The sequence below is a fragment of the Roseibium aggregatum IAM 12614 genome, from assembly GCF_000168975.1.
Lineage (GTDB): Bacteria > Pseudomonadota > Alphaproteobacteria > Rhizobiales > Stappiaceae > Roseibium > Roseibium aggregatum.
The window spans coordinates 110,613-133,940 of the sequence record NZ_AAUW01000010.1 but is presented as its reverse complement, the minus strand read 5'-3'; the positions used below and the strand labels follow the sequence as shown (position 1 = coordinate 133,940).

The 23,328-nt window shown below is 60.4% G+C and carries 22 protein-coding genes; 11 read left to right on the top strand and 11 right to left on the bottom strand.

All coding sequences use genetic code 11. From position 1 onward, the window contains the following. Positions 1–238: 238 nt before the first annotated feature. Positions 239–541 carry a hypothetical protein gene (locus SIAM614_RS32465; protein ID WP_198137329.1) on the bottom strand — a complete coding sequence of 101 codons (303 nt, stop codon included), beginning with the start codon at positions 539–541 and terminating at the stop codon, positions 239–241. Here SIAM614_RS32465 and SIAM614_RS15015 point away from each other — a divergent pair. Next, positions 540–1,022 (top strand): invasion associated locus B family protein, encoded by a 483-nt coding sequence (locus tag SIAM614_RS15015; protein ID WP_050789405.1) that lies wholly within the window; start codon positions 540–542, stop codon positions 1,020–1,022. The genes SIAM614_RS32465 and SIAM614_RS15015 overlap by 2 nt on opposite strands. An 85-nt stretch (positions 1,023–1,107) precedes the next feature. On the opposite strand, the gene SIAM614_RS15010 is transcribed toward SIAM614_RS15015, so the two are convergent. Beyond that, on the bottom strand, positions 1,108–2,901 hold the full coding sequence (locus SIAM614_RS15010; RefSeq protein WP_006935699.1) for a monovalent cation:proton antiporter-2 (CPA2) family protein: 1,794 nt from the start codon (positions 2,899–2,901) through the stop codon (positions 1,108–1,110). 298 nt (positions 2,902–3,199) lie between these two features. Between SIAM614_RS15010 and SIAM614_RS15005 the strand changes: the two genes are divergently transcribed. Further along, positions 3,200–3,814 (top strand): hypothetical protein, encoded by a 615-nt coding sequence (locus SIAM614_RS15005; protein ID WP_006935698.1) that lies wholly within the window; start codon positions 3,200–3,202, stop codon positions 3,812–3,814. Positions 3,815–3,845: 31 nt separating this feature from the next. Here the strand turns inward: SIAM614_RS15005 and SIAM614_RS15000 are convergent, their stop codons facing one another. Continuing rightward, positions 3,846–4,460 (bottom strand): HAD family hydrolase, encoded by a 615-nt coding sequence (locus SIAM614_RS15000; protein WP_006935696.1) that lies wholly within the window; start codon positions 4,458–4,460, stop codon positions 3,846–3,848. Between the two features lie 20 nt (positions 4,461–4,480). After that, on the bottom strand, positions 4,481–5,905 hold the full coding sequence (gene tldD, locus SIAM614_RS14995; RefSeq protein WP_006935695.1) for a metalloprotease TldD: 1,425 nt from the start codon (positions 5,903–5,905) through the stop codon (positions 4,481–4,483). Positions 5,906–6,213: 308 nt separating this feature from the next. On the opposite strand from tldD, the gene SIAM614_RS14990 reads away from it, so the two are divergent. Further along, positions 6,214–6,429 (top strand): DUF2093 domain-containing protein, encoded by a 216-nt coding sequence (locus SIAM614_RS14990; protein ID WP_040440372.1) that lies wholly within the window; start codon positions 6,214–6,216, stop codon positions 6,427–6,429. Between the two features lie 26 nt (positions 6,430–6,455). Here the strand turns inward: SIAM614_RS14990 and lpxK are convergent, their stop codons facing one another. The 6 genes from lpxK to SIAM614_RS14960 are packed head-to-tail and all read right to left on the bottom strand — an operon-like array spanning position 6,456 to position 11,953. After that, a complete protein-coding gene (gene lpxK / locus SIAM614_RS14985; protein ID WP_006935693.1) occupies positions 6,456–7,478 on the bottom strand; it encodes a tetraacyldisaccharide 4'-kinase in 1,023 nt (340 codons plus the stop codon). Then, positions 7,475–8,791, bottom strand: a complete 1,317-nt coding sequence (locus tag SIAM614_RS14980; protein ID WP_006935692.1) for a 3-deoxy-D-manno-octulosonic acid transferase — start codon at positions 8,789–8,791, stop codon at positions 7,475–7,477. Before SIAM614_RS14980 ends, lpxK begins: the two co-directional genes overlap by 4 nt. Further along, a complete protein-coding gene (locus SIAM614_RS14975) occupies positions 8,784–9,482 on the bottom strand; it encodes a lysophospholipid acyltransferase family protein (RefSeq protein WP_006935691.1) in 699 nt (232 codons plus the stop codon). The genes SIAM614_RS14980 and SIAM614_RS14975 overlap by 8 nt, the downstream gene beginning before the upstream one ends. Before the next feature lie 33 nt (positions 9,483–9,515). Further along, on the bottom strand, positions 9,516–9,755 hold the full coding sequence (locus SIAM614_RS14970) for a DUF4170 domain-containing protein (protein ID WP_006935690.1): 240 nt from the start codon (positions 9,753–9,755) through the stop codon (positions 9,516–9,518). A 34-nt stretch (positions 9,756–9,789) separates the two neighbouring features. Continuing rightward, positions 9,790–10,623 (bottom strand): 3'(2'),5'-bisphosphate nucleotidase CysQ, encoded by an 834-nt coding sequence (locus SIAM614_RS14965; protein ID WP_006935689.1) that lies wholly within the window; start codon positions 10,621–10,623, stop codon positions 9,790–9,792. After that, positions 10,610–11,953, bottom strand: a complete 1,344-nt coding sequence (locus SIAM614_RS14960) for a TldD/PmbA family protein (RefSeq protein WP_006935688.1) — start codon at positions 11,951–11,953, stop codon at positions 10,610–10,612. The genes SIAM614_RS14965 and SIAM614_RS14960 overlap by 14 nt, the downstream gene beginning before the upstream one ends. Before the next feature lie 444 nt (positions 11,954–12,397). Here SIAM614_RS14960 and SIAM614_RS14955 point away from each other — a divergent pair, with 444 nt between their 5' ends. Further along, positions 12,398–12,988 (top strand): DUF6101 family protein, encoded by a 591-nt coding sequence (locus tag SIAM614_RS14955; RefSeq protein WP_157139878.1) that lies wholly within the window; start codon positions 12,398–12,400, stop codon positions 12,986–12,988. Positions 12,989–13,037: 49 nt separating this feature from the next. On the opposite strand, the gene ubiA is transcribed toward SIAM614_RS14955, so the two are convergent. Next, a complete protein-coding gene (gene ubiA, locus SIAM614_RS14950; RefSeq protein ID WP_006935686.1) occupies positions 13,038–13,994 on the bottom strand; it encodes a 4-hydroxybenzoate octaprenyltransferase in 957 nt (318 codons plus the stop codon). Between the two features lie 137 nt (positions 13,995–14,131). Between ubiA and SIAM614_RS14945 the strand changes: the two genes are divergently transcribed. The 7 genes from SIAM614_RS14945 to SIAM614_RS14915 all read left to right on the top strand — a co-directional run bounded on the left by SIAM614_RS14945 (position 14,132) and on the right by SIAM614_RS14915 (position 23,315). After that, on the top strand, positions 14,132–14,869 hold the full coding sequence (locus tag SIAM614_RS14945) for a hypothetical protein (protein ID WP_006935685.1): 738 nt from the start codon (positions 14,132–14,134) through the stop codon (positions 14,867–14,869). A 104-nt stretch (positions 14,870–14,973) separates the two neighbouring features. Next, a complete protein-coding gene (purD, locus tag SIAM614_RS14940; RefSeq protein WP_006935684.1) occupies positions 14,974–16,251 on the top strand; it encodes a phosphoribosylamine--glycine ligase in 1,278 nt (425 codons plus the stop codon). A gap of 94 nt (positions 16,252–16,345) precedes the next feature. Beyond that, positions 16,346–17,266: an alpha/beta fold hydrolase gene (locus SIAM614_RS14935; protein WP_006935683.1), complete on the top strand. Its 921-nt coding sequence runs from the start codon at positions 16,346–16,348 to the stop codon at positions 17,264–17,266. 388 nt (positions 17,267–17,654) lie between these two features. Then, positions 17,655–20,804 carry a bifunctional diguanylate cyclase/phosphodiesterase gene (locus SIAM614_RS14930; RefSeq protein WP_006935682.1) on the top strand — a complete coding sequence of 1,050 codons (3,150 nt, stop codon included), beginning with the start codon at positions 17,655–17,657 and terminating at the stop codon, positions 20,802–20,804. Between the two features lie 123 nt (positions 20,805–20,927). After that, complete coding sequence (locus SIAM614_RS14925; RefSeq protein WP_006935681.1) at positions 20,928–21,776, top strand: patatin-like phospholipase family protein; 849 nt, start codon at positions 20,928–20,930, stop codon at positions 21,774–21,776. A 116-nt stretch (positions 21,777–21,892) separates the two neighbouring features. After that, on the top strand, positions 21,893–22,237 hold the full coding sequence (locus tag SIAM614_RS14920; RefSeq protein WP_081455263.1) for a hypothetical protein: 345 nt from the start codon (positions 21,893–21,895) through the stop codon (positions 22,235–22,237). Positions 22,238–22,454: 217 nt separating this feature from the next. Beyond that, positions 22,455–23,315 carry an MBL fold metallo-hydrolase gene (locus SIAM614_RS14915; RefSeq protein ID WP_081455262.1) on the top strand — a complete coding sequence of 287 codons (861 nt, stop codon included), beginning with the start codon at positions 22,455–22,457 and terminating at the stop codon, positions 23,313–23,315. Positions 23,316–23,328 lie beyond the last annotated feature (13 nt).

The window sequence follows — 23,328 nt, the reverse complement described above, 5'->3', positions numbered from 1 at the left end:
TCAGATCCGGTCCAATCCGGTGCGGCAGTAGCGGGCTTGGCGGCACTGCGCAAGCCAAATCTGCTGCGTCCTGGCATTGGACAAGGTCATGAGTTTGACCGGACTATAACCACAAACTCATATAAAGGGCGATGGCTACCATCGGGCATAGCGGCGATGTGCCGCATCAATCCACCGACACCTTTGAGCCGCACAAAAACCACAAGAAACGCCGAGCTGCAACGGAATTTCCAACTTTTCACAGCCACCACAAGCGCTCTGCGTTTTGACAAGGGTCAAGGACATGCGAATTTTCGACAAGAATTGCGGTTAATCCTGCGCTTCCTGAGCCGCCGGACTGGAAACGCGCGCCGTCATGCGTCAATGTCTGGCCTGGAATTACATCTTGATTCGCCAAGCGGCCGCTTCTTTTTAGCAGGCCGGCCAGAAGCGAACCGGACAACGATTGACTGGAGGATTTCTTGTCAACCCAATTGCCGCAGTCACCGGCTGCCCGCCCCAACGGACGTTCCAGACTGTCTTTTTCAAAACTCGCGGCCATTGCCGGGATCGTCTGCAGTTCGTTGACATACGGAAATCTGCCCGCCGCGGCACAAGGCGAGGTCCGCTCGACTCACGGCGACTGGCAAATGCGTTGCGACACGCCTCCTGGCTCCACCGGCGAGCAGTGCGCCCTGATCCAGAACGTCACGGCCGCCGACCGGGAAAACGTCGGCTTGTCGGTGATCATTCTTAAAACCGCCGACAAGCAGGCCCGCATCCTCAGGGTTCTGGCACCGCTTGGCGTGCTGTTGCCATCCGGCCTTGGCCTGAGGGTCGACAATGCCGATATCGGCCGCGCCGGCTTCGTCCGCTGCCTGCCGAACGGCTGTATTGCCGAGGTCATCCTGGAAGAAGATCTGCTGAGCAAGTTGCAGGCCGGCTCACAGGCCACCTTCATCATCTTCCAGACCCCGGAAGAAGGAATCGGCATTCCGATCTCGCTGAACGGTTTCTCCGCGGGCTTCGACGCCCTGCCCTGACCGGATACCAGGCAACAAGCAAACGAAAGGCGCCCCTGAGGCGCCTTTTTCTGTTCAGGACCCGGTGATACCGCCATCCCCCGGCCTACTCAGCGGCTGGCGCGTCGGGGGCTTTTGTCTCCATCGGCCGGCGCGGCGTCACCTTGTGAAGCTTGTCCGCACCGGCGAACATGCCCTCACGCAGCTGCTGGGCAAGGCGCTCCTCGTCCCGGTCGCGCACGTCTTCCTCGATCTGGTCGATCCGGTCGAGCGGGGTTCCAAGCGCTTCCAGCGCCGCCCGGCCGAAGACGACGCTTGATTCGAACGTCTCGCGAATCTGGAAATCGACCCCGCGCTTGGTGAGATCCAGCATATGGGCGCGGTCTGTCGCGCGGCAGAAGATCAGGGCATCGGGGAAGCCCTCGCGGACGAGATCGATTGCCTTGCCCATCACCTTGTCGTTTTCGATGCACATGGCGACAAGCGCAGCCTTGCCGGCACCGGCCGCCGCCAGCACATCGGCGCGCGTGGCATCGCCGTAGTACACCTTGTAGCCCTGCTTGCGAGCATAGGCGATGCGGTCCGGCCGGTTGTCGATTGCCGTGATCTCCAGGCCTTCGGATGTCAGGAACTGGGCAACCACCATGCCGAAACGTCCAAAGCCGATCACCAGCACCGTTGGCGTTGCTTCCTCGAAGGTTTCAATCGACGGATTTTCAACGCCGCGTGCCTTCACCCTGGCGGCCAGCCGGTCCAGCCCGAGACAGGCGACCGGCGTAAGAAGCATGGTCAAGACGACAATAGCATTGAGCTGATTGACGTCCTGGTAGGTCAGCAGGCGCTCGCCAACGGCAGCCGTGAACAGAACAAAGGCGAATTCGCCCCCTTGAGGCAGGGTGACGGCTATGCGCAGAGCATCAGAATTCGGCGAGCCGGTGCCACGCGACAGGGCCCAGAGGAAGATCCCCTTCACGCCCATGACACACAAGACGCCAATGGCGAGGATCTCCCAATGGCTCATCACCAGATAAAAATCGAGCGACATGCCGACAGCGACGAAAAACAGCCCCATCAATAAAGACCGGAAGGGCTCGATATCCGCTTCCAGTGTGTGTCGGAAACTCGATTCGGCCAGCAGCACACCGGCCAGGAAAGCGCCGAGCGCCATGGACAGGCCCACCGCGTGCATGATGCCGGCGCTGCCGAGGGCGACCAGAAGCGCCGCCGTCAGCATGACCTCGCGCGCCCGACTTGCCGCCAGCAACAGGAAAATCGGCGACACCAGATATCGGCCTGTCAGGACAACGGCGGCCACCGCCGCCAGAACGATCATGATCTCGCTCAGGATCTGAGTGTAGGTGGACTGGCCTTCCCCCGGTGCCAGAATGGCCACCATCGCCAGCAGCGGCACGATGGCGATATCCTGAAGCAACAGGATGCCGAACGCCCGCTGGCCGTAGGCTGACGACAGTTGACCGCGTTCCTGCAGGATCTGCAACGCGAATGCGGTGGATGAGAGGGCAAGGCCGAAACCGGCCACCAAAGACGTGGTGAAGGAATAGCCGACAAATCGCCCAATTGCGTAAAAGGTCACACCAGTGAGAAGCACCTGTGCCGTCCCAAGGCCGAAGATGTCGCGCTTCATCCGCCAGAGTTTTCGCGGGTCCAGCTCCAGGCCTATGACGAAGAGCAGCAGGACAACGCCCAGTTCGGCGACGTGAAGCACATCCTCGCCGGATCCCAGAAGCTTAAGGCCGTGCGGACCAATCACCGCCCCGGCGGCGAGATATCCGACCACCGACCCAAGCCCCAGCCGCTTGGCGATCGGAACCGCGACGACCGTTGCCGCCAGAAACACGATCGACTCAGCGAAAAACGGAGGGGCTCCTTCTGCTGCCATTCCTTCTCCTATGCCGTTAGATCCCGCCTTTTCGCCTGTTTACGCCAAGCAAATCCGGCACTCTTCGAAGATATCAGAGAATACGCCCCATCCCTCCATCAAATCCAGCGCCTGCAGCAAAAAAGTGCTTTATTTTCAATCCAGGCACGGCCAAACCCGCGAAGGACCGCACAAGTTGATTGCAAGCCGGAACGTCGCTGCGTAGCTTCGTGCGCATCCGGTGAAAGAGCTTGGAAGACAGCGTGCGCTCTGCACGGTGGTACGTTTCACCCGCCCTCCAACAGGAACCCCTCACAGCATGTCCGGCCTGTTTGCCTCTATCGATGCTGCCCGCCTTGCCTGCGGGTTTCTGCCCTTGTCACAGATGATGGACGCCCTTGCGGGCAATCACGTTCTGGATCCCTTTTCCACGCTGATATCGGCAGGCGTAACGGCCGGGAAAAACAATACCTTTTATCCAGGCGTCACGCTTAAAGCCTCAACCGGCATGGAGATCCGCCTTGGAGACGACAACAGTGTGCACGCGGGCAGCCTTTTCGAGGCGGTGACCGGCAACATTCTGATTGGAAGCAACAACCAGTTCGGCGAAGGCGGGTTTACCGCCAAGGCCAACAGGCCCGGCGCGGAGATCCGGATCGGCAGCCATGGCCGGCACCTTAACAACCCGGCCCTGTTCGGCAGATGCGTGTTGGGCGATGGCAGCCAGATCCTCGGCAACATTACCGTCGATAGCTGCACGCTGGCGGACGGAGGCTCCTTTCGGGAAGACGATCCGGACCTGAGGGCGGGACTACTGAAAGGCAGTGGCGTCGCCAGAAACCTGACCGTCGCTCGCGGCATGGTGATAGCCGGCAATGGAACGTTCAGCGCGGACGACCTGCTGCCTCAAAGACACTTTCACCCGAAAGCCTGACACCAGCCTGATACCCGGGCACCCGTGCCAGTCAGATCAACCGGTAAGCCCTCAGGAAGGTTTCAAGGCCTTCGGCAGTCTCGTAGAGGTGGCCGGTCAATCCGGCACTTAGCGCGCCCTCGACATTTTCCTCGCGGTCATCGACAAACGCGCTTTCCTCTGGACGGTAGCCATACCGGCTGCAGACGCGCTCATAGATGAGCGGATCCGGTTTGCGGACGCCAAACTCCGCCGAGACGTGCGCCTTTTCGCCGAAAATCTCGACAGTCTCCGGCGCGCAGACCGGTAAGGCCTCCTTCAACAGCATGCCGTTGTTGGTGAGAAGCGCGACGTCCGCGGCCCTCTTCAAATTGCGGACGAGCGACAACACATCCGGCCGCGCGCGCATCATCTGGCGGCGCACATCCGCCCAGGTTTCGAAGTCGATCGGATACTCGAGCAACCTTGCAAATTGCTTCAGATAGGCTTCGGACGTTGCCGGATTTCCCGCCTCGGCCGCATTTTCATGCGGACCACCCCAGACCGACTGATCGATTTCGGCAGCAGGCCGTCCCGTCAGGTCTTCAAGCAGCTTCAGGCGGATCTGGTGGTCATAGTCGTAGAGCACCAGATCCATATCGAAGATAACGAATTTTATGTCAGGCATAGTTTCCCCGGGCAGTCTTGTCAGACCGCCGTTCCGCCGATGGTCATGGCATTGATGCGCATGGAAGGCTGGCCGACGCCGACAGGCACGCCCTGTCCCTGCTTGCCGCATGTGCCCATTCCGGGATCGAGCTTCATGTCGTTGCCGATCATGGAGACGCGGGTCAGCGCATCCGGTCCGTTGCCGATCAGCATCGCCCCTTTCAGCGGTGCGCCGACCTTGCCGTTCTGGACACGGTAGGCCTCGGTGCAGGAGAACACGAATTTGCCGGAGGTGATGTCAACCTGGCCGCCACCGAAGGACACGGCGTAAATGCCGTCCTTGACCGACGCCAGGATCTCGTCCGGGTCCTTGTCGCCCGCCATCATCACCGTGTTGGTCATGCGCGGCATGGGAATGTGGGCATAGGATTGCCGGCGGCCGTTACCGGTCGGCTCCATGCCCATCAGACGCGCGTTCTGGCGGTCCTGCATGTAGCCCTTCAGGATGCCGTCTTCGATCAGCACCGTCCGGCTGGACGGCGTGCCTTCGTCGTCCACCGTCAGCGAACCGCGACGATCGGCGATGGTGCCGTCGTCGACGATGGTGACACCCGGCGAGGCAACGCGCTGGCCCATGAGGCCTGCAAATGCGGAGGTTTTCTTTCGGTTGAAATCGCCTTCGAGGCCGTGGCCAACGGCTTCATGCAGCAGGATGCCCGGCCAGCCCGGCCCCAACACCACATCGAAGGTGCCCGCAGGGGCGGGAACGGCTTCCAGATTGACAAGAGCCTGACGCAGCGCCTCGTCGACGCCGCCCTGCCAGTTTTCCGTCGTGATGAACCGCTCGAAACCTTCCCGGCCACCGCAACCGAAAGAGCCGTTTTCCTGGCGGTCGTCATTGCCAGCAACGACGGAAATGCTCAGTCGCACCATCGGGCGCACGTCACGCACCAGATGACCGTCCGCGCGCAGGATCTCGACCACCTGCCAGGACCCGGCCAGCGACGCGGACACCTGACGCACGCGCGGATCTTTTGCCCGCGCATAGGCATCGATTTCCTGCAGAAGCTTGACCTTGTCCTCAAAGCTCGGTCCGCCAAGCGGATTTGCATCGGTATAAAGCGTCTGGTTGGTGCGGGCGGGGGCAGCCGCATAGCTGCCCGAATAGCCCTTCTTGACAGCGCTGACCGCATCGGCGGCCCGTTTCAAAGCCCCCTCGGAAATGTCGCCAGCGTGGGCGTAGCCCGCAGCTTCGCCGGCCACCGCCCGGAGGCCGAAGCCTTGCACGGTGTCGTAGTTGGCGCCCTTCAGGCGGCCATTATCGAACACAAGCCCCTCGCTTTGCCGGTATTCGACAAAAAGCTCACCATCATCCGCGCCATCAAGGGCGTCCTGGGTGATCCGCCTTGCCGTTTCGAGCCCCAGGCCTGAAGATTCGATAAGATCGGTCGTGGAAAGGGTCATCTGTCTGTCCTGATTTCGCCCGGATCGTCTGGCCGGTGGAGGTCACACTGTCAGGCCGGGCAATTTGGTTGTTTATCCCAACATAGGCGTTTTGACGCACAATTCATCCCATAAGCGGAGAATTCCACTTGCCAATTTCTCCAAGCCCCGAGCTCTCTTTCGTGTTGGGCATGGGGGACCTTGCCGGGCTTATGGCCGAAAAGGACTGTCGTGGGAAATGGCCCCGGCAAAGCTTTGACTTGCCCTCACCCGCCAGTCTGCCATAAATGCTACCAAGACTTCCCGATCAACCGACAGCCAAACTGCAGATCATGAACCGCTACGAAAATCCGCGCATCCCCAGCGAAGCCCGTGTCCGCTACCTGGACGGAGACTATCAGGTGGAAACACCGGGGACGTTCGTACGCTGTGCGGTGACCGGAACAGCCATCCCGCTGGACGAACTGAAATACTGGTCTGTCGCGCGGCAGGAAGCTTATGTCGATGCCAACGCATCCATGAAGCGGTACCTGGAAACGCACTGAGCCGCTTCAGGCAAGACGACACAGCCTTATTTTCCGAACTGACGCTGCCGCAGTCTCTCCTTGATGAGCGATGCCAACCGATCTTCGTCGTCGATTTCCATTCGCACTTCCAGAACGGCCGCGCTGGATGCGATCCAGTGGAACAGTTCCCCCGTCGCGGTTTCCAGCCGTGCCATGTCCTTTGACGTCGTCACCAGCTTGAAGCCGGCCTCCTCGGCTTCGGTCAACAGCGCGCGGGCGTCGGCTTGCGTGTAGAGATGGTGATCGGGAAATTCCCGCGTTTTCTTCACGTCATAACCAAGCGATTTCAACGTATCGAAGAATTTCTGCGGCCTGCCGATGCCGGCAAAGGCAAAGAGCCTCAATCCGGCCAGTTCGTCGTTCGGCTGCGGCCGCACATGCGCGTGCAGGATCGGCAGCCCCTTGCGGCCGGCCAGATGGATCGCTTCTTCGGCTGCATCGCCCTCGCCCACCAGAACCAGACAATCGGCCTTGAGGATCTGCTTCGCCGCCGGCGCCCGCAAGGGCCCGGCGGGCAGGCATTTGCCATTGCCGAAACCTACGCTGCAATCGACCAGCACCAGGCTGAGGTCTTTCGCCAGGGCCGGGTTCTGAAATCCGTCGTCCATCAGAAGAACGTCGATGGGCTGCTGTTCGGCAAGCCGGGCTCCTGCGGGCCTGTCGGCGGAAATCACGGTCGGCCCGTATCTGGCCAGCAACAAGGCTTCGTCCCCAACCACATCAGCATCGTGCAGACCAGCGTCGACGAGCAGCGGCCCCTTGGCCTTGCCGCCGTAACCGCGCAGCAGGAAACCGGGTCGCAGGCCGTCTTCCTGCAGGCGGTAGGACAGTTCAATGGCAAAGGGTGTCTTGCCGGTGCCGCCGACCACGAAATTGCCGACACAGATGACGGGCAACCGGCTCCTGGCTTTCGGTTTCTTCAACATGCGCCGTCCGGAGACGAGGCCATAAATCCAGCCAGCCGGCGACAGCAGCCAGCTAGCCAGCGTCGATCCCGGCTTCCACCAGAAGTCGGGCGCCGTCTTCATGCATGGCCCCGAGAGCGTGGAGTGTCAGGCACCGGGCCAGATTTTCCGAGCATGGGTTGAAGCACCTTCAGGGTTTCGGCCAACGCGCCGCGTCCGGCTTCAACAAGAGCTCTCGCTGTTTCCGCTTGCCCCCTTGCTTTTTCGGGATCGCGCAGAAGGCTGCCGATGTGCTTCGCCAGATCTTCCGGCTGCTCGGCTTTAAGAGAAGCCTGCCGGATCCAGAAATCCTTGTAGACGGCCCGGGCGTTCGCCACGCGCGGCCCGGTGACCAGCGCCGAGCCCGAAAGCGCGGCTTCCACCGGGTTATGACCGCCTGCATCGTTAAAAGAACCACCCAAAAATGTCACCGGTGCCAATCTGTAAAAAAGTCCCATCTCACCCAGTGTATCACCGAGATAGACATCTGTGTCCGTTTCGATTGGCTGATTCAGGCTTCTGCGCGCGGTGCGCAGGCCATGGGTTTCGATGAGGGCAGAAATCTCATCCGCACGGGCAGGATGGCGCGGCACCAGAAGCAGCAAAAGATCCGGGAATTCTTCACGCAGACGGCCAAAGGCATCGAGCACGATCTCGTCCTCGCCCGGATGTGTCAGCGCCGCCAGCCACACTGGTCGGTGCCCTGTCTGCGCCGTCAGGGCGGCTGCCTGGTCTTCATCCACGGCCGGGTCCGGTGCGTCGAATTTCAAGTTCCCCGGCGTTGAAACGGTGCCACAGCCCAAAAGGCGGAACCGCTCGCCATCGGCGGCGCTTTGCGCCAGAACCAGATCGAGGCACCGGAACAGATACCCAGAAATGCGCGGAAACCGTGCCCAGCTTCGGTAGGACCTGTCCGACAGGCGTCCATTCAGCAGCACGAACGGCGTTTGACGCGCACGCATTTCATCGAACAGGCAGGGCCAGATTTCGGATTCCACCACCATTGCCAGATCCGGCGACCAGTGGTCGAGAAAACGGGAAATCGGACCAGGTGCGTCGAAAGGCATGAACTGGTGGATTGCGCCGTCGGGCAGACGGCTCTGCGCCAGCTCGGCCGACGTCACGGTGACAGTGGTCAGCAGCACCTTGTGCCCGGATGCCGTCAGTTCCTCGACCAACGGCAGCACGGACACGGTTTCGCCGACACTGGCGGCGTGGATCCAGACAAGTGTTCCGGAGGGGCGGCTTGTTGCCATGCGGCCGAAACGCTCGCCCTTGCGGGCCGGCACTTCCTTGCCCGACCGGCTGCGAAACCAGAAGAGAAGATTGAACAGAGGCGTCAGGGCCCGGGCAAGGCCCCTGTAGAGACTGAAGACAAGGGGGCGCCGGTCAGCCATCCGCCCTTCCGACCAGCTCATACGCCCGCTTCGTTGCCTTGTTCAGCCCGTCCTCGACCTTGAGGCGATAGTCCTCAAGGGTTGCATCGTCCGCATCTGCGGGAACCCAGATAAGATCGCTCACCGCGATGCTGCCACGGCCGAAAGGCAGATTGACGCTGGCCTTGTCCCAACTGTTGAGCTCGATACTGCGGCTGGTAGCCACGGCCACCGGCAGGACCGGACGGCCCGAATGCTTGGCAAGCTGAACGATACCAACGCCAGACTTGCGCGCCGGACCCTTGGGCACATCCGCCGTCATGGCGATCGAATAGCCTTCCTTCAGCGCGCGAAGCGCCTCGATAAACCCGCGCATGCCGCCGCGCTTCTTGATCTGGCGGGCATTCTTGCCGCCGGAAGCGCGGATCAGCCCCAGGCCCAGCTTGCGGGCCGCAATTGCGTTGACCTCACCATCGGCCGAGCGGGAAATCATCACCTTGGCCGGCCAGTGGGCCGGTTTGGCGAACGGAACCATGAAATGCTGCCCATGCCACATGGCTACGATCACCGGCAGATCCTTTTCGGACTGTTCGTGGACGCCCTCCGGCTCGATGACGAACCGGTTGGTGCGATAGACCAGCTTCAGGTATAGGGCCATCAAAGTGCCGATGCTGGCCAGAACCCAGGGTTGGCGGCCGAGGCGTTTGATCATTTGGTATTGTCGCCTGAAAGAGCTGCGCTGCCTTTAAGAAGCCGTTTCCGGATCGAGCAAGCGGTGCATGTGGACGATGAAGTAGCGCATATGCGCATTGTCGACCGTCGCCTGCGCCTTGGATTTCCAGGCTTTGTAGGCTTCGGCATAATTCGGATAGATCCCGACGATATCCAGATCGTTGAGGTCCCGGAACGTCAGCCCTTCGGGTGTTTCCAGCTCGCCGCCGAACACAAGATGAAGGAGCTGTTTCGGGGTATCGGTGTCACTCATGAATTTCCTCGCTTTCGTCGCTGCAACCGTGCCGCTATCCGATCAGATCATCGAGCACGTCGCGCACAGGCCCGATCAGCGCAACAGGAGCTGCGATCAGGGCCGGGTGGCCGGTCTTGGCGCGGTTGTAGATCAGGTTCCGGCCCGACAGGTCGGTCAATACACCGCCCGCTTCCTGCACCAAAAGATCCGCCGCTGCAAGGTCCCAATCGCTCGGGCCGCCACGCGCAGTGCCGACATCGACCCGACCCGCCGCAACGACGGCCAACCGGTAAGCCAGAGAACGCAGGATTTCCGTCCCGACAAATCCTGCGGCCACGACATCCTGATTGGCGACGATGGAATGTGGCCCGGTCAGCGTTGCGCCGGAAAGGCCTCTCCGGTCTGATACCGCCAGCCTCGACCCGTTGAGCCAGGCTCCGCCGCCTGTGCGGGCCAGGAACATCTCGTCCCGGCGCGGACAGAAAACGGAAGCGGCAATGGGCCGACCGGCCTCGACCACGGCAATCGCCACGGTCCATTCGTCTCCCCCTGCCAGAAAGGCACGCGTGCCGTCAATCGGATCGACAATAAAGACGCGCTCGTGGTTCAGACGGCTGCGGTCGTCGGCCGTTTCCTCCGACAGCCAGCCGTAGTCCGGTCGAGCGGATCGCAGATAATCGGCCAGAAAACGATCCACAGCGAGATCGGCCTCCGACACCGGCGACATGCCCGCCTTGCCCTTGTACCAGGTCTCGGGATCCTGACCGAAGAAGCCCAGCGCGATATCGCCAGCCTGGCGCGCGGCTGTTTCCAGCAGACGCAGATCAGCGTCCCGCCCGGCTTCATCCAGTCCGCTGTCGGCCGATCCCTTGTCAGCTTCCGGCAAGGGCCATTCCTTCGATCATCACCGACGGGGTGGCAGCCGAGTAGCGATTGTCCAGGTCGCTGCCCGGAACGAGCCGTGCGAACATGTCCTTCAGATTGCCTGCAATGGTGATTTCACTGACGGCTTCGACGATCTGGCCGTTTTCAAACCAGAAGCCGGCCGCACCGCGGGAATAGTCGCCGGTAAGAGTGTTGACGCCGTGACCGATGAGATCGGTGACCAGGAGGCCCTGTCCGGCTTCCGCCATCAGGTCTTCCAGCGTTTTCTCGCCCGGCATCAGCGTGATGTTGGTTGCGCCAGGGGACGTGCCGCTGCCGCTGCGGTGTGCCCGGCCGTTTGGCGTCAGCCCCAGTTCACGTGCGGACGCACCGTCCAGGAACCAATGGCGCAGGACACCATCTTCAATGACATCGAGACGTTCCGCGCGCGTGCCTTCCCCGTCGAACGGGCGGGTAGCGGCGCCCCGGCGCTTGAACGGGTCGTCCACCACCTGAATGCCCGGTGCGAACACCGCCTCGCCCATCCGGTCTCTCAGGAAACTGGTCTTGCGCGCAATCGCGGCCCCGTTGATCGCCCCGACGAGGTGACCGAGAATGCTGCGGGCGGCACGCGATTCATAAATGACATTTGCGGTTCGGGTCGACAGTTTGTTCGGGTTCAGGCGGCGAACGGCTCTTTCGCCTGCCCTGCGGCCGATTTCCGCCGGCGCTTCCAGATCTTCGAAGAAGGTGCGGCTGTCGAAGTCGTAGTCCCGCTCCATGCCGGTGCCTTCGCCCGCGACGGCTGTCATGGACATGCCATAGCGGGATGACATGTAGGAGCCTTCAAATCCGTGGCTGGTCGCCAGAACAATCCCGGCCAGGCGCCAGGACGCGCCCGCGCCCCCGGACTTGGTGACACCCTCGACGTCCAGACCGGCGGCTTCCGCTTCCAGCGCGATCTGCGTCAGATCCTCGGCAGTCATTTCCTTGGTGTCCAGAAGCTCAAGCTCCGGAAAGTCCTTCACGAGAAGATCCTGATCGGCAAGACCGGCATAAGGATCTTCCGGGGCCACCTTCGCCATTGCGACGGCGCGTTCGGCAAGGCTCGCCGGATCATCGAGCCGGTTGGCAGATACGGCCGCGGTGCGCTTGCCGACAAATACCCTCAAGGTGACGTCATCGCCTTCAGCGCGCTCGGTCTCTTCCACCTTGCCTTCGCGGACATCGACCGACAGCGAAACCCCGGTAACCGCAATTGCGTCGCAGGCGTCAGCTCCGGCCTTGCGGGCCGCTTCCACCAGACGGGTTGCCCGGGATTGCAGTTCGCTTTGATCAATCAGTTCCGACATCGTGTCCGCTCTCTCGTCTTCTGGTTCGGCCGTTGTTTACGCTCAGCACGGCTGCGCTGCAACTGCCGGGGCAGTTTGCGGGCAATCCGACCGCTATAGGACGCATAAGCCATGGGGGTCACTCCCCTTACCGGCTGCAAATGGGATTTTGCACCAGTCACGGCAAGAGGTTGCAATGCCAAGTCCTGGCGACGGGTTTTCGTAATGGAGACGGCAGGATAGGCCGGATAGGGACAAGGCGAAAAATTCATTCACAGGTTGTATTTCGCTCCATCTGCCACATGACTGAACAAGACCTTACCTGCCTGATTACATTCCAGTAACCCTCTTATAAATCAGACTTTTTTAACTCTGTATCTTAAGTGGTTCACGACTTTTCATCCGTACATTGAAACACATCGAGAGACCAAAATGGTCCGACCTAAAGGTCCGGTGGAGAGTCATTTGAGACGTCAAACAGAAATACAGGAAATGGTAGCAACCGGGGCCGGCACGAATACGATGCCGCACCCCGGTTGCCTTCCGGCCCACTTCGAGCAACGCCTTGAAAACCGGCCGGGCACTCCTTCCCTGCCAGCCGAAATTTTCCTGGACCGCGACAGGGCGGTCATCAAGCGGCGGGTAGCCGGTGTTCCGGTAACGGTGGTGGTGCCTGCGCAAGGTTTCGACGGTGTCATGGTCCGGATCGTTCCGGGGGCGGTGCCTGGCGAAATCGTTGCGACCCTGATCCTGAAACATCCCGACAGCGCTCTGTCGATCACCCTAGCGGAAACGGAGAAATCCGACGACCTGGCCGTTCTTTGGAGCCGCTGGGCCCAGGTTTTCAACCTGCCGATGCTGGTGTGCGACCTTGGTGGCAAGGTGAAGCCGATCGAAGCCTACAGCGCCGTTCCGGCGGCCAAACCTGCGCCCCGGCGCAAGCTTCGCCTTTTGACCGGCCGCCGTCCACGCTTCCTGAATCGCCGTCTTCCCGGCCGGCAGGAACCCGCGGCAACCGTTCATGCCAACGAGCGCGAGATTATCGCCCGCACCTGATGCGCGCCCGAGATTTCCAAAAAAGCCCCGTCGTACGGGGCTTTTTTCGTTAAAGCGCTCCGATCATTGCATCGGCAACGAAGCCGAAGAACAGGATCCAGCCATAGGTGCTGTTGGACCGGAACAACTGCAGGCACTGATCGCCATCGTCAATATCCAGCACCACGATCTGCCAGCCAAGATGAACTACGCCGACCAGAATGCCGACAAAGGCGGCCGGACCGGCATCGGCAAACATCGCGGCCATAAAAAACAGGGCCGTTGCGCAGCTATAAAGCAGGATGAGGGCCGGCTTGGTGTGCTCACCGAAGAGACGGGCTGTCGACTTCACCCCCACAAGGGCATCGTCCTCCTTGTCCTGATGGGCGTAGATGGTGTCGTAACCGATCGTCCAGCAGATACCGCCGACATAAAGAAACAAGGGTGACCAGGACAGCGAGCCGAAGGCGGCTGCCCACCCCATGAGCGCGCCCCAGGAAAAGGCGAAGCCCAGAAACAACTGCGGCCAGTTGGTGATGCGCTTCATGAACGGGTAGATCGCAACCGGCAGAAGCGAGGCAATGCCCAGCCAGATCGTGTAGGTGTTGAACTGCAGCAGAACCGCAAGGCCGATCAGAGCCTGCACCACCAGAAAGATCTTTGCCTGTAACTTGCTGACCTGCCCCGCCGGGATCGGCCTTGAGCGGGTCCGCTCGACCTTTGAATCGATATCGACGTCGACAAGGTCGTTATAGGTGCAGCCCGCACCGCGCATGGCGACCGCGCCGATGAAAAACAGACCCATGTGCCAAAGGTCGGGCCAGGCCTTTCCACCGGCAATTGCCGCCAGTGCCGCCGACCAGAAACAGGGCCACAGCAACAGCCACCAGCCGATCGGACGTTCCCAGCGGGCCAGGCGGGCATAGGGGCGCAGACCAGCGGGCAACCGCGTGTCTACCCAGTGCTGTTTGACCGCATCCGCAACCGGCCCCGTGTCGTTCGTGGAAAACACTTTCGATCCGTCCATTTGTCGATTATCCGGCGGAACCGCTGCCGCTTTCCGCTCTTGTCCGGTTCTTTTAGCGACATTCGGCAGGAAATTCATCCCGCAAGACGTCACAGAGGCGCTATCGTGATCTTCTGAGTTGGGCAAGGAAGCATATTGTGACGATCAAAACCCTGCGGGTCTTCGGCCTCCTGTTCACGCTCACCATGGGGCTGACAAGCCTTACGGCAGCTTCCTTCGCGCAGAAGCCGCCGCCAAACGGCGGCGGTCCCGACCTTCACGAGAGCCAGATCAAGTCTGCCGGCGCATACAAGATGCTGGGCGAAGTGTGGGTGGACAACTGGTTCAGGCTCTGGGTCAACGGCACTGCGCTTCTGGAAGACAGTGTCTCCCTCACCACAGAACGGTCCTTCAACGCCGAGCGGTTCGAGTTCAATACCAACCTGCCGATGACGCTGGCTTTCGAGTTTCGGGACTTCATGGAAAACGAGACTGGCCTTGAATATGTCGGCACCCGGCGCCAGCAACTTGGCGACGGCGGTGCCATTGCCCAGTTCAAGGATGCGTCGAGCGGCAGACTTCTGACGGCAACGGGAGCCGACTGGAAATGCCTGACCGTTCAGTCCGCGCCCGCGGACGCCACATGTGCGCGGGAACGGAAGCCCGATCCTTCGTTGCCGGTGTGTGCGCAGCGGAAAACCGCCGTCCCGGAAAACTGGACCTCACCGGATTTCGACGACAGCGCCTGGCCGGCAGCCAGCGTGCATTCCGCGCGCGAAGTCGGGCCGAAGGACGGATATGATCGCATCACCTGGGGCCCGTCGGCAGAGCTGATCTGGGGACCGGATCTGAAAACGGACAACATTGTTTACTGCCGCGTCACGGTGGGGCGCTGACCGGCGGAAATGCGCCGTTGCCTGCACCGCCAATTGCGGTGTGCGGCCCTCCGTGTTAGGTGACGGCCCTCCTGCTTCAATCTTCACGAAGAGACTGCCCGTTTATGAAACTTCTCCTGATCGGATCCGGCGGCCGCGAACATGCGCTTGCCTGGGCACTGGCAAAATCTCCCAAGCTGACAAAGCTCTATGCAGCACCCGGCAATGCCGGCATTGCCGAGGTCGCCGAGCTTTGCAATCTGAATACCACGGACCATCAGGCGGTTATCGGTTTCTGCCGTGACCATGAGATCGACCTTGTCGTCGTCGGTCCCGAAGCACCGCTTGTGGCCGGCCTTGTCGATGATCTGGAAGCAGCCGGCATCAAGGCCTTCGGTCCGTCGAAAGCAGCCGCCCAACTGGAAGGCTCCAAGGCCTTCACCAAGGGTGTCTGCGACGAAGCAGACATCCCGACGGCAGGATACGGCCGTTTCGACACGGCAGAAGACGCGCTGACCTACGTTCGCAAACAGGGCGCGCCGATTGTCGTCAAGGCGGACGGGCTCGCAGCGGGCAAGGGTGTTGTGGTCGCCATGACCCTGAAAGAAGCCGAGGACGCAGTGACAGCCTGTTTCGAGGGCTCGTTTGGAGAGGCTGGCGCGGAAGTCGTCATCGAGGAATTTCTGGAAGGCGAGGAAGCAAGTTTCTTCGTGCTGTCCGATGGCACCAACGCACTGCCACTTGCCACCGCTCAGGACCACAAGCGCGCCTATGACGGCGACGAAGGCCCGAACACCGGCGGCATGGGCGCCTATTCGCCGGCGCCCGTTCTGACAGACGCGCTGATTGCCGACGTGATGCGCACCATCATCGAACCGACCATCGCAACGCTCGCCAAACGCGGCACGCCCTTCAAGGGCGTTCTCTACGCAGGCCTGATGATCGGCAAGAACGGCCCGAAGCTGATCGAATACAATACCCGTTTCGGCGATCCGGAATGTCAGGTGCTGATGATGCGCCTGAAAAGCGATCTGCTGGACCTGTTGCTTGCCAGCGTCGAAGGCCGACTTGACCAGATGACCGCCGACTGGCGTGACGAAGCCGCGCTGACCGTCGTCATGGCTGCGAAGGGTTACCCAGGCAGCTACGACAAGGGCACGGAAATTCGTGGTCTCGACACGGCCGCGACAGACGACGTTGCCGTTTTTCACGCCGGCACCAAACGCAACGGGACGCAGATCCTCGCCAATGGCGGACGTGTCCTCAACGTCACGGCCGTTGGCGCCACCGTTCACGAGGCACAGCAGCGCGCCTATGAGCGCATCCGTGATATCGACTGGCCTGAAGGTTTCTGCCGAAGCGACATCGGCTGGCGCGCCATCGCACGGGAAAGCGAAGGCTAACGGCGGCGACTTTCCGGAATTTGCGGTTCTGGGACTTGGCGCGCGTGCGAATTCAAAGCTAATCTCCTCTCCAGCGCGGGCTGGGGAGGCAAACGTGAAAAACGACCTGCCGGATCTGTTTCCGGGGTTCGACAGCATGACTGTCGACGTCAACGATGTGCACCTGTTCTGCCGGATCGGCGGATCAGGGCCACCGCTGCTTTTGCTCCACGGTTATCCGCAATCGCATATCTGCTGGCACAAGATCGCACCACAGCTTGCCGAACACTTCACGGTCGTCCTGCCGGACCTGCCGGGGTATGGCCGGTCGTCTGTCCCGCCGCTATCGGACGATCATGCTGCTTATTCCAAACGCAACATCGCAGCGGCCATGGTCGAGCTCATGAAGGTTCTGGGCCACACGACCTTCTCTCTGGCCGGACACGACCGCGGCGGACGCGTGGCCTACCGGCTGGCGCTCGATCATCCCGAAATGCTCACGAAGGTGGCCGTTCTCGATATTCTGCCAACCTGCGACTATTGGGACCGGATGGACAGGCTGTTCGGCCTGAAGATCTATCACTGGATGTTTCTGGCCCAGGCGGCCCCATTTCCGGAAAACATGATTTCTGCCGCACCTGTGGCGTTTCTCGATCACACGCTGGCAAGCTGGACCGCCGCCAAGGATCTATCGTGCTTTTCCAAAGAGGCAATGACACACAATCGCGATTGGTTCTGCGAACCCGACCGGGTGTCGGCAACCTGCGAGGACTACCGAGCAGGGGCGAGGATCGACTACGAGCATGACCGCTCGGACCTCGACGCCGGAAAAAAAATTCAGCCTCCCCTCCTCGCGCTGTGGGGAAGCAAAGGCATCGCCACCAGCGTCGATGACCCGCTTGAGGTCTGGCGAGGCTGGTCCGCAAACGTTACCGGAGCCGCAGTTGCCTGCGGGCATTTTCTGCCTGAAGAAGCTCCTCAGGAAACGGTCGCGGCCTTGATCGCGTTTTTCAGAAACACGGCGGAATTGTCCTGAAAACAAGCAGCCACCACGGGTTGCTACACCTGCGTACTCAGCAGGATTGCACTGCAAGATGACACAGGCAGCGTTGACCACCGAACACCATTTGAATTCTTTTGGTGAGTGCCTTTTCATCAGATCATGAACAATTACAGCTCACCTTCAAACAGTGAAAGCTCACTGCTCGCAGCTTTTTTCTTAATGGACTTTAAGGAACACATTCAAAACAATTTAACCAATACGGCCTATTGAGAAAAATGGCAGTGGTCGTTTGCATAAATTCACCGTGCCTGGTGGCCATACCTAATGAGTGGACTGTCCTTGCCGAAACAAGAGGAGCTGCGGCTGCTCGGGGGAACAGATGCAACGCTTGGGCAAGCAAAAGTTTTGGCAACGGAAGAACTTGCGCGACGAGACACCGCGCAAGCAGACGCTTGGCAAAAGTCCGAGCGCCGTCGTTGACCAGCTTCTCGCCCGGTGGTGCAAGGATGAAACCCGTTTCGAAAAACCGCTGCGTGTCGTTTTTCTGTCGTTTCTCTGCCTGACGGTCGCTGTTCTTACCTTTCAGAATGTCATCACGGAATATCGCACGCTGAGCGAGCCGCAGGATCTGATCGTGCGCACCACGGAGCGGCTGCTGATGCACCAACGGGCGCTTGGGGAGCAAGCGCTCGATCAGGCCGTCAGTGTCGTCAGCGCCGACACCGACTTGCAGACTGCCATCCGCAAGAGAGATCCGGCCAACATCAAGGCCGTTGCCGACGGGGTCTTTGCCGGAAAGGCAGCAGAACTCAACATTGCGGAATTGACCATTTACTCCGCCGACCAGGAGGTCGTCTATCTCGCCCAGAGCAACGTTTCCGCAGCCCGGAATCCCGGCAGCTTCCAATCCGAGCTTAATTCGAGCAGGTTCCGCGAAGTCGATGCGATCGAACTCGGCCCAAACAACGAATTCGTCGTCAGTTTGCTCAAGCCCTGGCTCGTTGACGGTACCCGGATCGGATATCTGAAGCTTGCGATCAACATCGAACCATCGCTCGCGCTGGCCAGCACTGCGGTCAATGCGCAGATCGTCAAGACCTTCGAAATCTTCGATGCTGACGACACGAGCACTGTTCACTACAAGGTTCTTGGAAACCTGACGCCGACCGGCTTCGACTTCGATAAAGTTACTTCCAACGGTCATTTCGACGGCCTCAGCAGCTTCACCGTTCAGGACAGCAAGGTGTTCATGGTTCGAGACCTGCCGATTGCTGTCGTCAGCCCGGACCATGATGTGAAGCTTCTGCTTGTGAAGGACATCACCAGCAACATCTGGGCCTTTGCCAAGGGCACGCTCTTGTCGCTGATGGCGGGGGTCGGTCTGGCACTGCTTGCCTGGACCGTGGTCTTCCGTCTCCTGTCCCGCCTCCAGTCCTCCGTCCAACTGACGCGTGCCCGTCTGGAGGCAGAGGTTCTGGAGAATACCCGCAAGCTGGAAAGCAGCACGATGCAGCTTATCGAAGCGCAGCGGATCGCGCATGTCGGCAGTTGGGAACGGGACATCTCTTCAAATGAAATTATCGGGTCCGAGGAATACTACCGGGTCATGAAGATTCCGCCGGGCCTTCCGGCAAACGAGGTCCAAGGCTTTTTGTTCTCCCGCATTCCCGGTGACGAACGGAAGAAGACCCTGGCCGCAGTCAATGCAGCCGTGAAGACCTGCGGCGAATTCGACATAGAACATCCCATGGTGCACGACGACGGCAGCATCCAGTATCTGCACGTTCGTGGTTACGTGCTTGCCGGCCCTGATGGCAGGGCAGCCAAGCTGATCGGCACCATTCACGACATCACCGACCGCTGTCTGGCCGAGCGCAGGAACCATCTGCTGGCCCATATCCTGGAGTCTTCTCTCAACGAGATCTACATCCTGGACGCCTCCACCTTCCAGATCGAACATGCCAATCGCTGTGCCCTCACCAATCTCGGCTACACGCTGGAAGAGCTCAAGTCCCAGAAAATCGGCGACATCGATCCCGTTTACGACCCGAACACGGTGCGTCGGCATGTGGCGCCACTGCTGAAGGGACACAGGGACAGTCTGTCGGCCGAAAGCGTCCACCGGCGCAAGGACGGCAGCGAATACCCGGTCGACCTAAGGGTGCAGATCCTCCGTGACCAGGACCGGGATCTGCTCGTGGCGATTGCCAATGATGTGTCGGAACGGGTGCAGCGGGAAAACGAAACGCGCGAAGCCAAGATACGGGCCGAACGTCTCGCCTATTTCGATCCCCTGACGAAACTGTCCAACCGCGCCGGCTGCCAGCGCGATGCCAAGGAACGCTTTGCCCGGCGTGAAAAACCTGCCTTCCTGATTCATGTCGACATGGACGGGTTCAAGCGGGTCAACGACACGCTTGGCCACCTTGCGGGCGATCAGTGTCTGGAAGAAACCGGACGCCGGCTTCGTGAAGTCTGCCGGGGGCTGGGTACCGCCTATCGCTGGGGGGGAGACGAATTCGTCATCCTTGCAGAAGGGGGCACGTCGGATCCGAACGAGTTGTGCGAACGGGCGCGCCGGATCATGCGGATGCCGATGGAATTCAACGGCAACAGGTTCTGGCCGACCGTCAGCATGGGGTTGGCACTTTGCCCGGACGATGGCGACGACTTCGACACGCTCCTGGTCAATGCCGACCTTGCCCTTTACCAGTCCAAGGAAAACGGCAAGGACCGCTACACGTTCTTCCGTCCGGACATGCGCACTGACAGCGAAACGGAAGCGCAGATCGAGCTCGAGCTGAAGGATGCGGTCAAGAACGACCAGTTCTTCCTCATGTTCCAGCCGCAGGTCAATCTGCGCTCCCAGGCTGTCACAGGCATCGAGGCACTGGTGCGTTGGCAGCACCCAGAACGCGGCACGGTCTCCCCTGCGGAGTTCCTGCCCGTCGTTGAAAAATCCGGGCTGGCACCGATTCTGGGCGAGATCGTCATCGACAAGGCCTTTGCCGCCGCCCGGTCCTGGATTGACCAGGGCATCGACTTCGGCCGCATTTCCGTCAACGTTTCACCCTCGCATCTCTCGTCCGGGCTTCTGCTCGACCACTTCAAGGCCGCGATGGAAAAACACGATATCGGACCGGAGCGGATCACCGCAGAGGTCTTGGAATCAGTGTTTCTGAACGACAACCGGTCCGGGCACCTGGCGGCGCTGCGCGAGCTTTTCGAACTCGGGGTTCATATCGAGCTGGACGATTTCGGAACCGGATATGCGTCGCTGTCCCATGTCTCCGATTTGCCGATCAACGGGCTGAAGATCGACCGTTCCTTCACCCGTCAGATGCTTCAGGACGCAAAGAAGGAAGTGATCGTCAACCAGCTCATCCACCTGGCCAGATCGCTCAATATCGGCGTCGTCTGCGAGGGTGTCGAGACCGACGCTCAATACGACCGCCTGAGAATGATGGGCGATTTTTCGATCCAGGGTTACCTGATCGCCCGGCCGATGCCTTTCCATCAGGCAACGGACTGGATGTCGGAAGCTACGGACGACCTCTATTTCGTGATCTAATATCCCCAGGCACCGCGTGGCTGTTTTGGACCGGGATGGACATTGCCGGCAGCCAGACGGTTGGCAAGGCGCTTTCCAACACCCATGTGCAGGAGGTCATACCCTCACTGCCGGATCCGGAACATGCCCTCCACCACTTCCCCCAAAATCGGTCTCGCCCTTGGCGGCGGCGGCGCGCGTGGTCTTGCCCACATCCCCGTGCTGGAAGCGCTTGACGACCTTGGCATAAAACCCGTGCGGATCAACGGCACGTCCATCGGAGCACTGATGGGGGCCGCCTATGCCAGCGGCCGCAGCGGCCAGGAAATCCGCGACATCGCCCTGGAGATCTTCGCAGACCGCAACAGCGTTTTGTCGCGCCTCTGGCAACTCAGACCGCGCAAGCTCGCCGACATGTTCCGGGGTGGCCCCGTGCAGTTCGACCCGCTGCGGGTGCTGGAAGTGTTTGTCTCCGACTATCTGTCCGAGACCTTCGAGGATCTCGAGATCCCGCTGCGCATGCTGGCGACGGATTTCTACCGCTGCGAGGAAGTGGATTTCGAAAGCGGGCCGTTGTTGCCCGCCCTGGCTGCCTCGATAGCGATTCCCGCAGTTTTCAGACCAGTTCGCTATGACGACCGGTTTCTGATCGACGGCGGTGTCGTCAATCCACTGCCTTTCGACGGTCTCAGGGCGACTTGCGACATCGTCATTGCCGTTGATGTCGTGGGCGCGCCGGTGCCCCGGGAAGACAAGGACGACATCAGCATGCTGGACTCCCTTTTTGGCTCTTCCCAGATCCTCATGCAGACCATCACCAAGCAAAAACTGAAATCAGATCAACCGGATATCCTTGTCAGCCCACCTCACGACTCGATCCGTGTCCTGGACTTCATGAAAGCGGAGAGCATTCTGGATAAGGCCGAGTCCTTGCGTACAGTTACAAGGGAACAACTGGAGAAACTGACAAAAGAAACAATGGTAGTTACTTAATGGCAACAATCCCTGATTTATACGTATTATTCCTTTTTATTTGAACCGGTCTTGGCCTTTAACACATCATTAATCTTACTCCTAAATACTTTTCTAAATCTATTAGGAGAAGGTCAATGCGGCCATCGGGATCAACAGATTTGGAAGCCTGTCCGGTATCGGACGATTTGCTGAAACGGTTGCTGGACGCAACGTTGAACGCGGTATCGGATGTGGGGTACCAGCTACCGGAGCACCAGCGCGCTGCCCTTGCCGTCTACTGCTACCGCCGGGCTCACTTCCGCCGGCTGGGCCTGTCACTGGCGTCGCTCTGCAGCCAGCAGGCACTTGTCATGGAAGCCGGGCATGCAGGCGACCTGATCTACCGGCAGGCAAGCAGCGCCGGCCTTTCGACAGAGGGCGATGCGGCCGGCCGAACGGCGAAATCCGGCAAACCACCGGTCAGTCTCTACGTGGTTTGAAAGTCCATTCCGGGGCTGGTTCTTCCTCCCACCCGCCCCCACCTTAGGCAACCGCCTTTGCAGCTTTCAGCGCAGGCCGGTTGCCTTTTCTTTTGGCATCGCCTTCCAAAACGTCTCAAGTTTCAGGCAATCGGCCATTCGGGCCGAGGCCGAGCCTTGCCGTTGCCGGTCCGCCCCCTAGTATTTGCTTCAGAGGTGGTTCTCGGGATGGATCGACATGGCGATATTCAGTTTCCCATTTCACGGACGGCGACGGAAGGCAGGAGGGCGGCTCCGGATTGTTCCCCTGCTGCTCGGGCTCGTGGTTGCAGCGGTGCTGTCCGGGCCGGCCTACGCGGTCTGTCAACTGGTCGCCGACGCCCCCTACAGAACCCCGGGACCGGATGAAGTGCGAATATGGCGTGCGTCCTTGCAGGCCAACGAAGTGCAGATCCGATATATCGGCCATTCCACCTTCGAACTTGAGACACCCAAGGGCGTGCGGATCGCGACCGATTACAACGACAGTGTCCGGCCGCTGCTGCCGCCAACCGTCGCCACGATGAACGGCGCCCACGGCACGCATTATTCCGTCAGCCCGGATCCCAACATCGAGCATCTGCTTTACGGCTGGAACCCGAAGGGCGGCCCGCTGGATCATGACTTGACGGTTGGCGATGTCCGTATCCGCAACATTCAGACCAACATCCGCGGCTGGGACGGCGCCGAACGTCGACTCGGCAATTCGATTTTCATCTTCGAAGTCGCGGACATGTGCATAGCGCATCTGGGCCACCTGCATCACCGGCTGACACAGGAAGATCTAGTGCGCCTTGGCCAGATCGACGTTGTGTTTGCCGCAATCGACAATTCCTCGACGCTGCGGCTCGACAGCCTGATGGACGTTCTGGAAAGCATCGGCCCAGCAATGGTCGTCCCGATGCATTTTCATTTTCCCGGAGCCTTGCAGGCCTTCGTCGGCCGCGCCCAGGAGGCGGGCTACGACATCGTGCGGGCGGAAACACCCACACTGATTGTCAGCCGGTCCAGCCTGCCAACGCGGAAGACTGCCTACATCATGATGCCGGGTGGAGCTTGATGGGGCGAGTAGC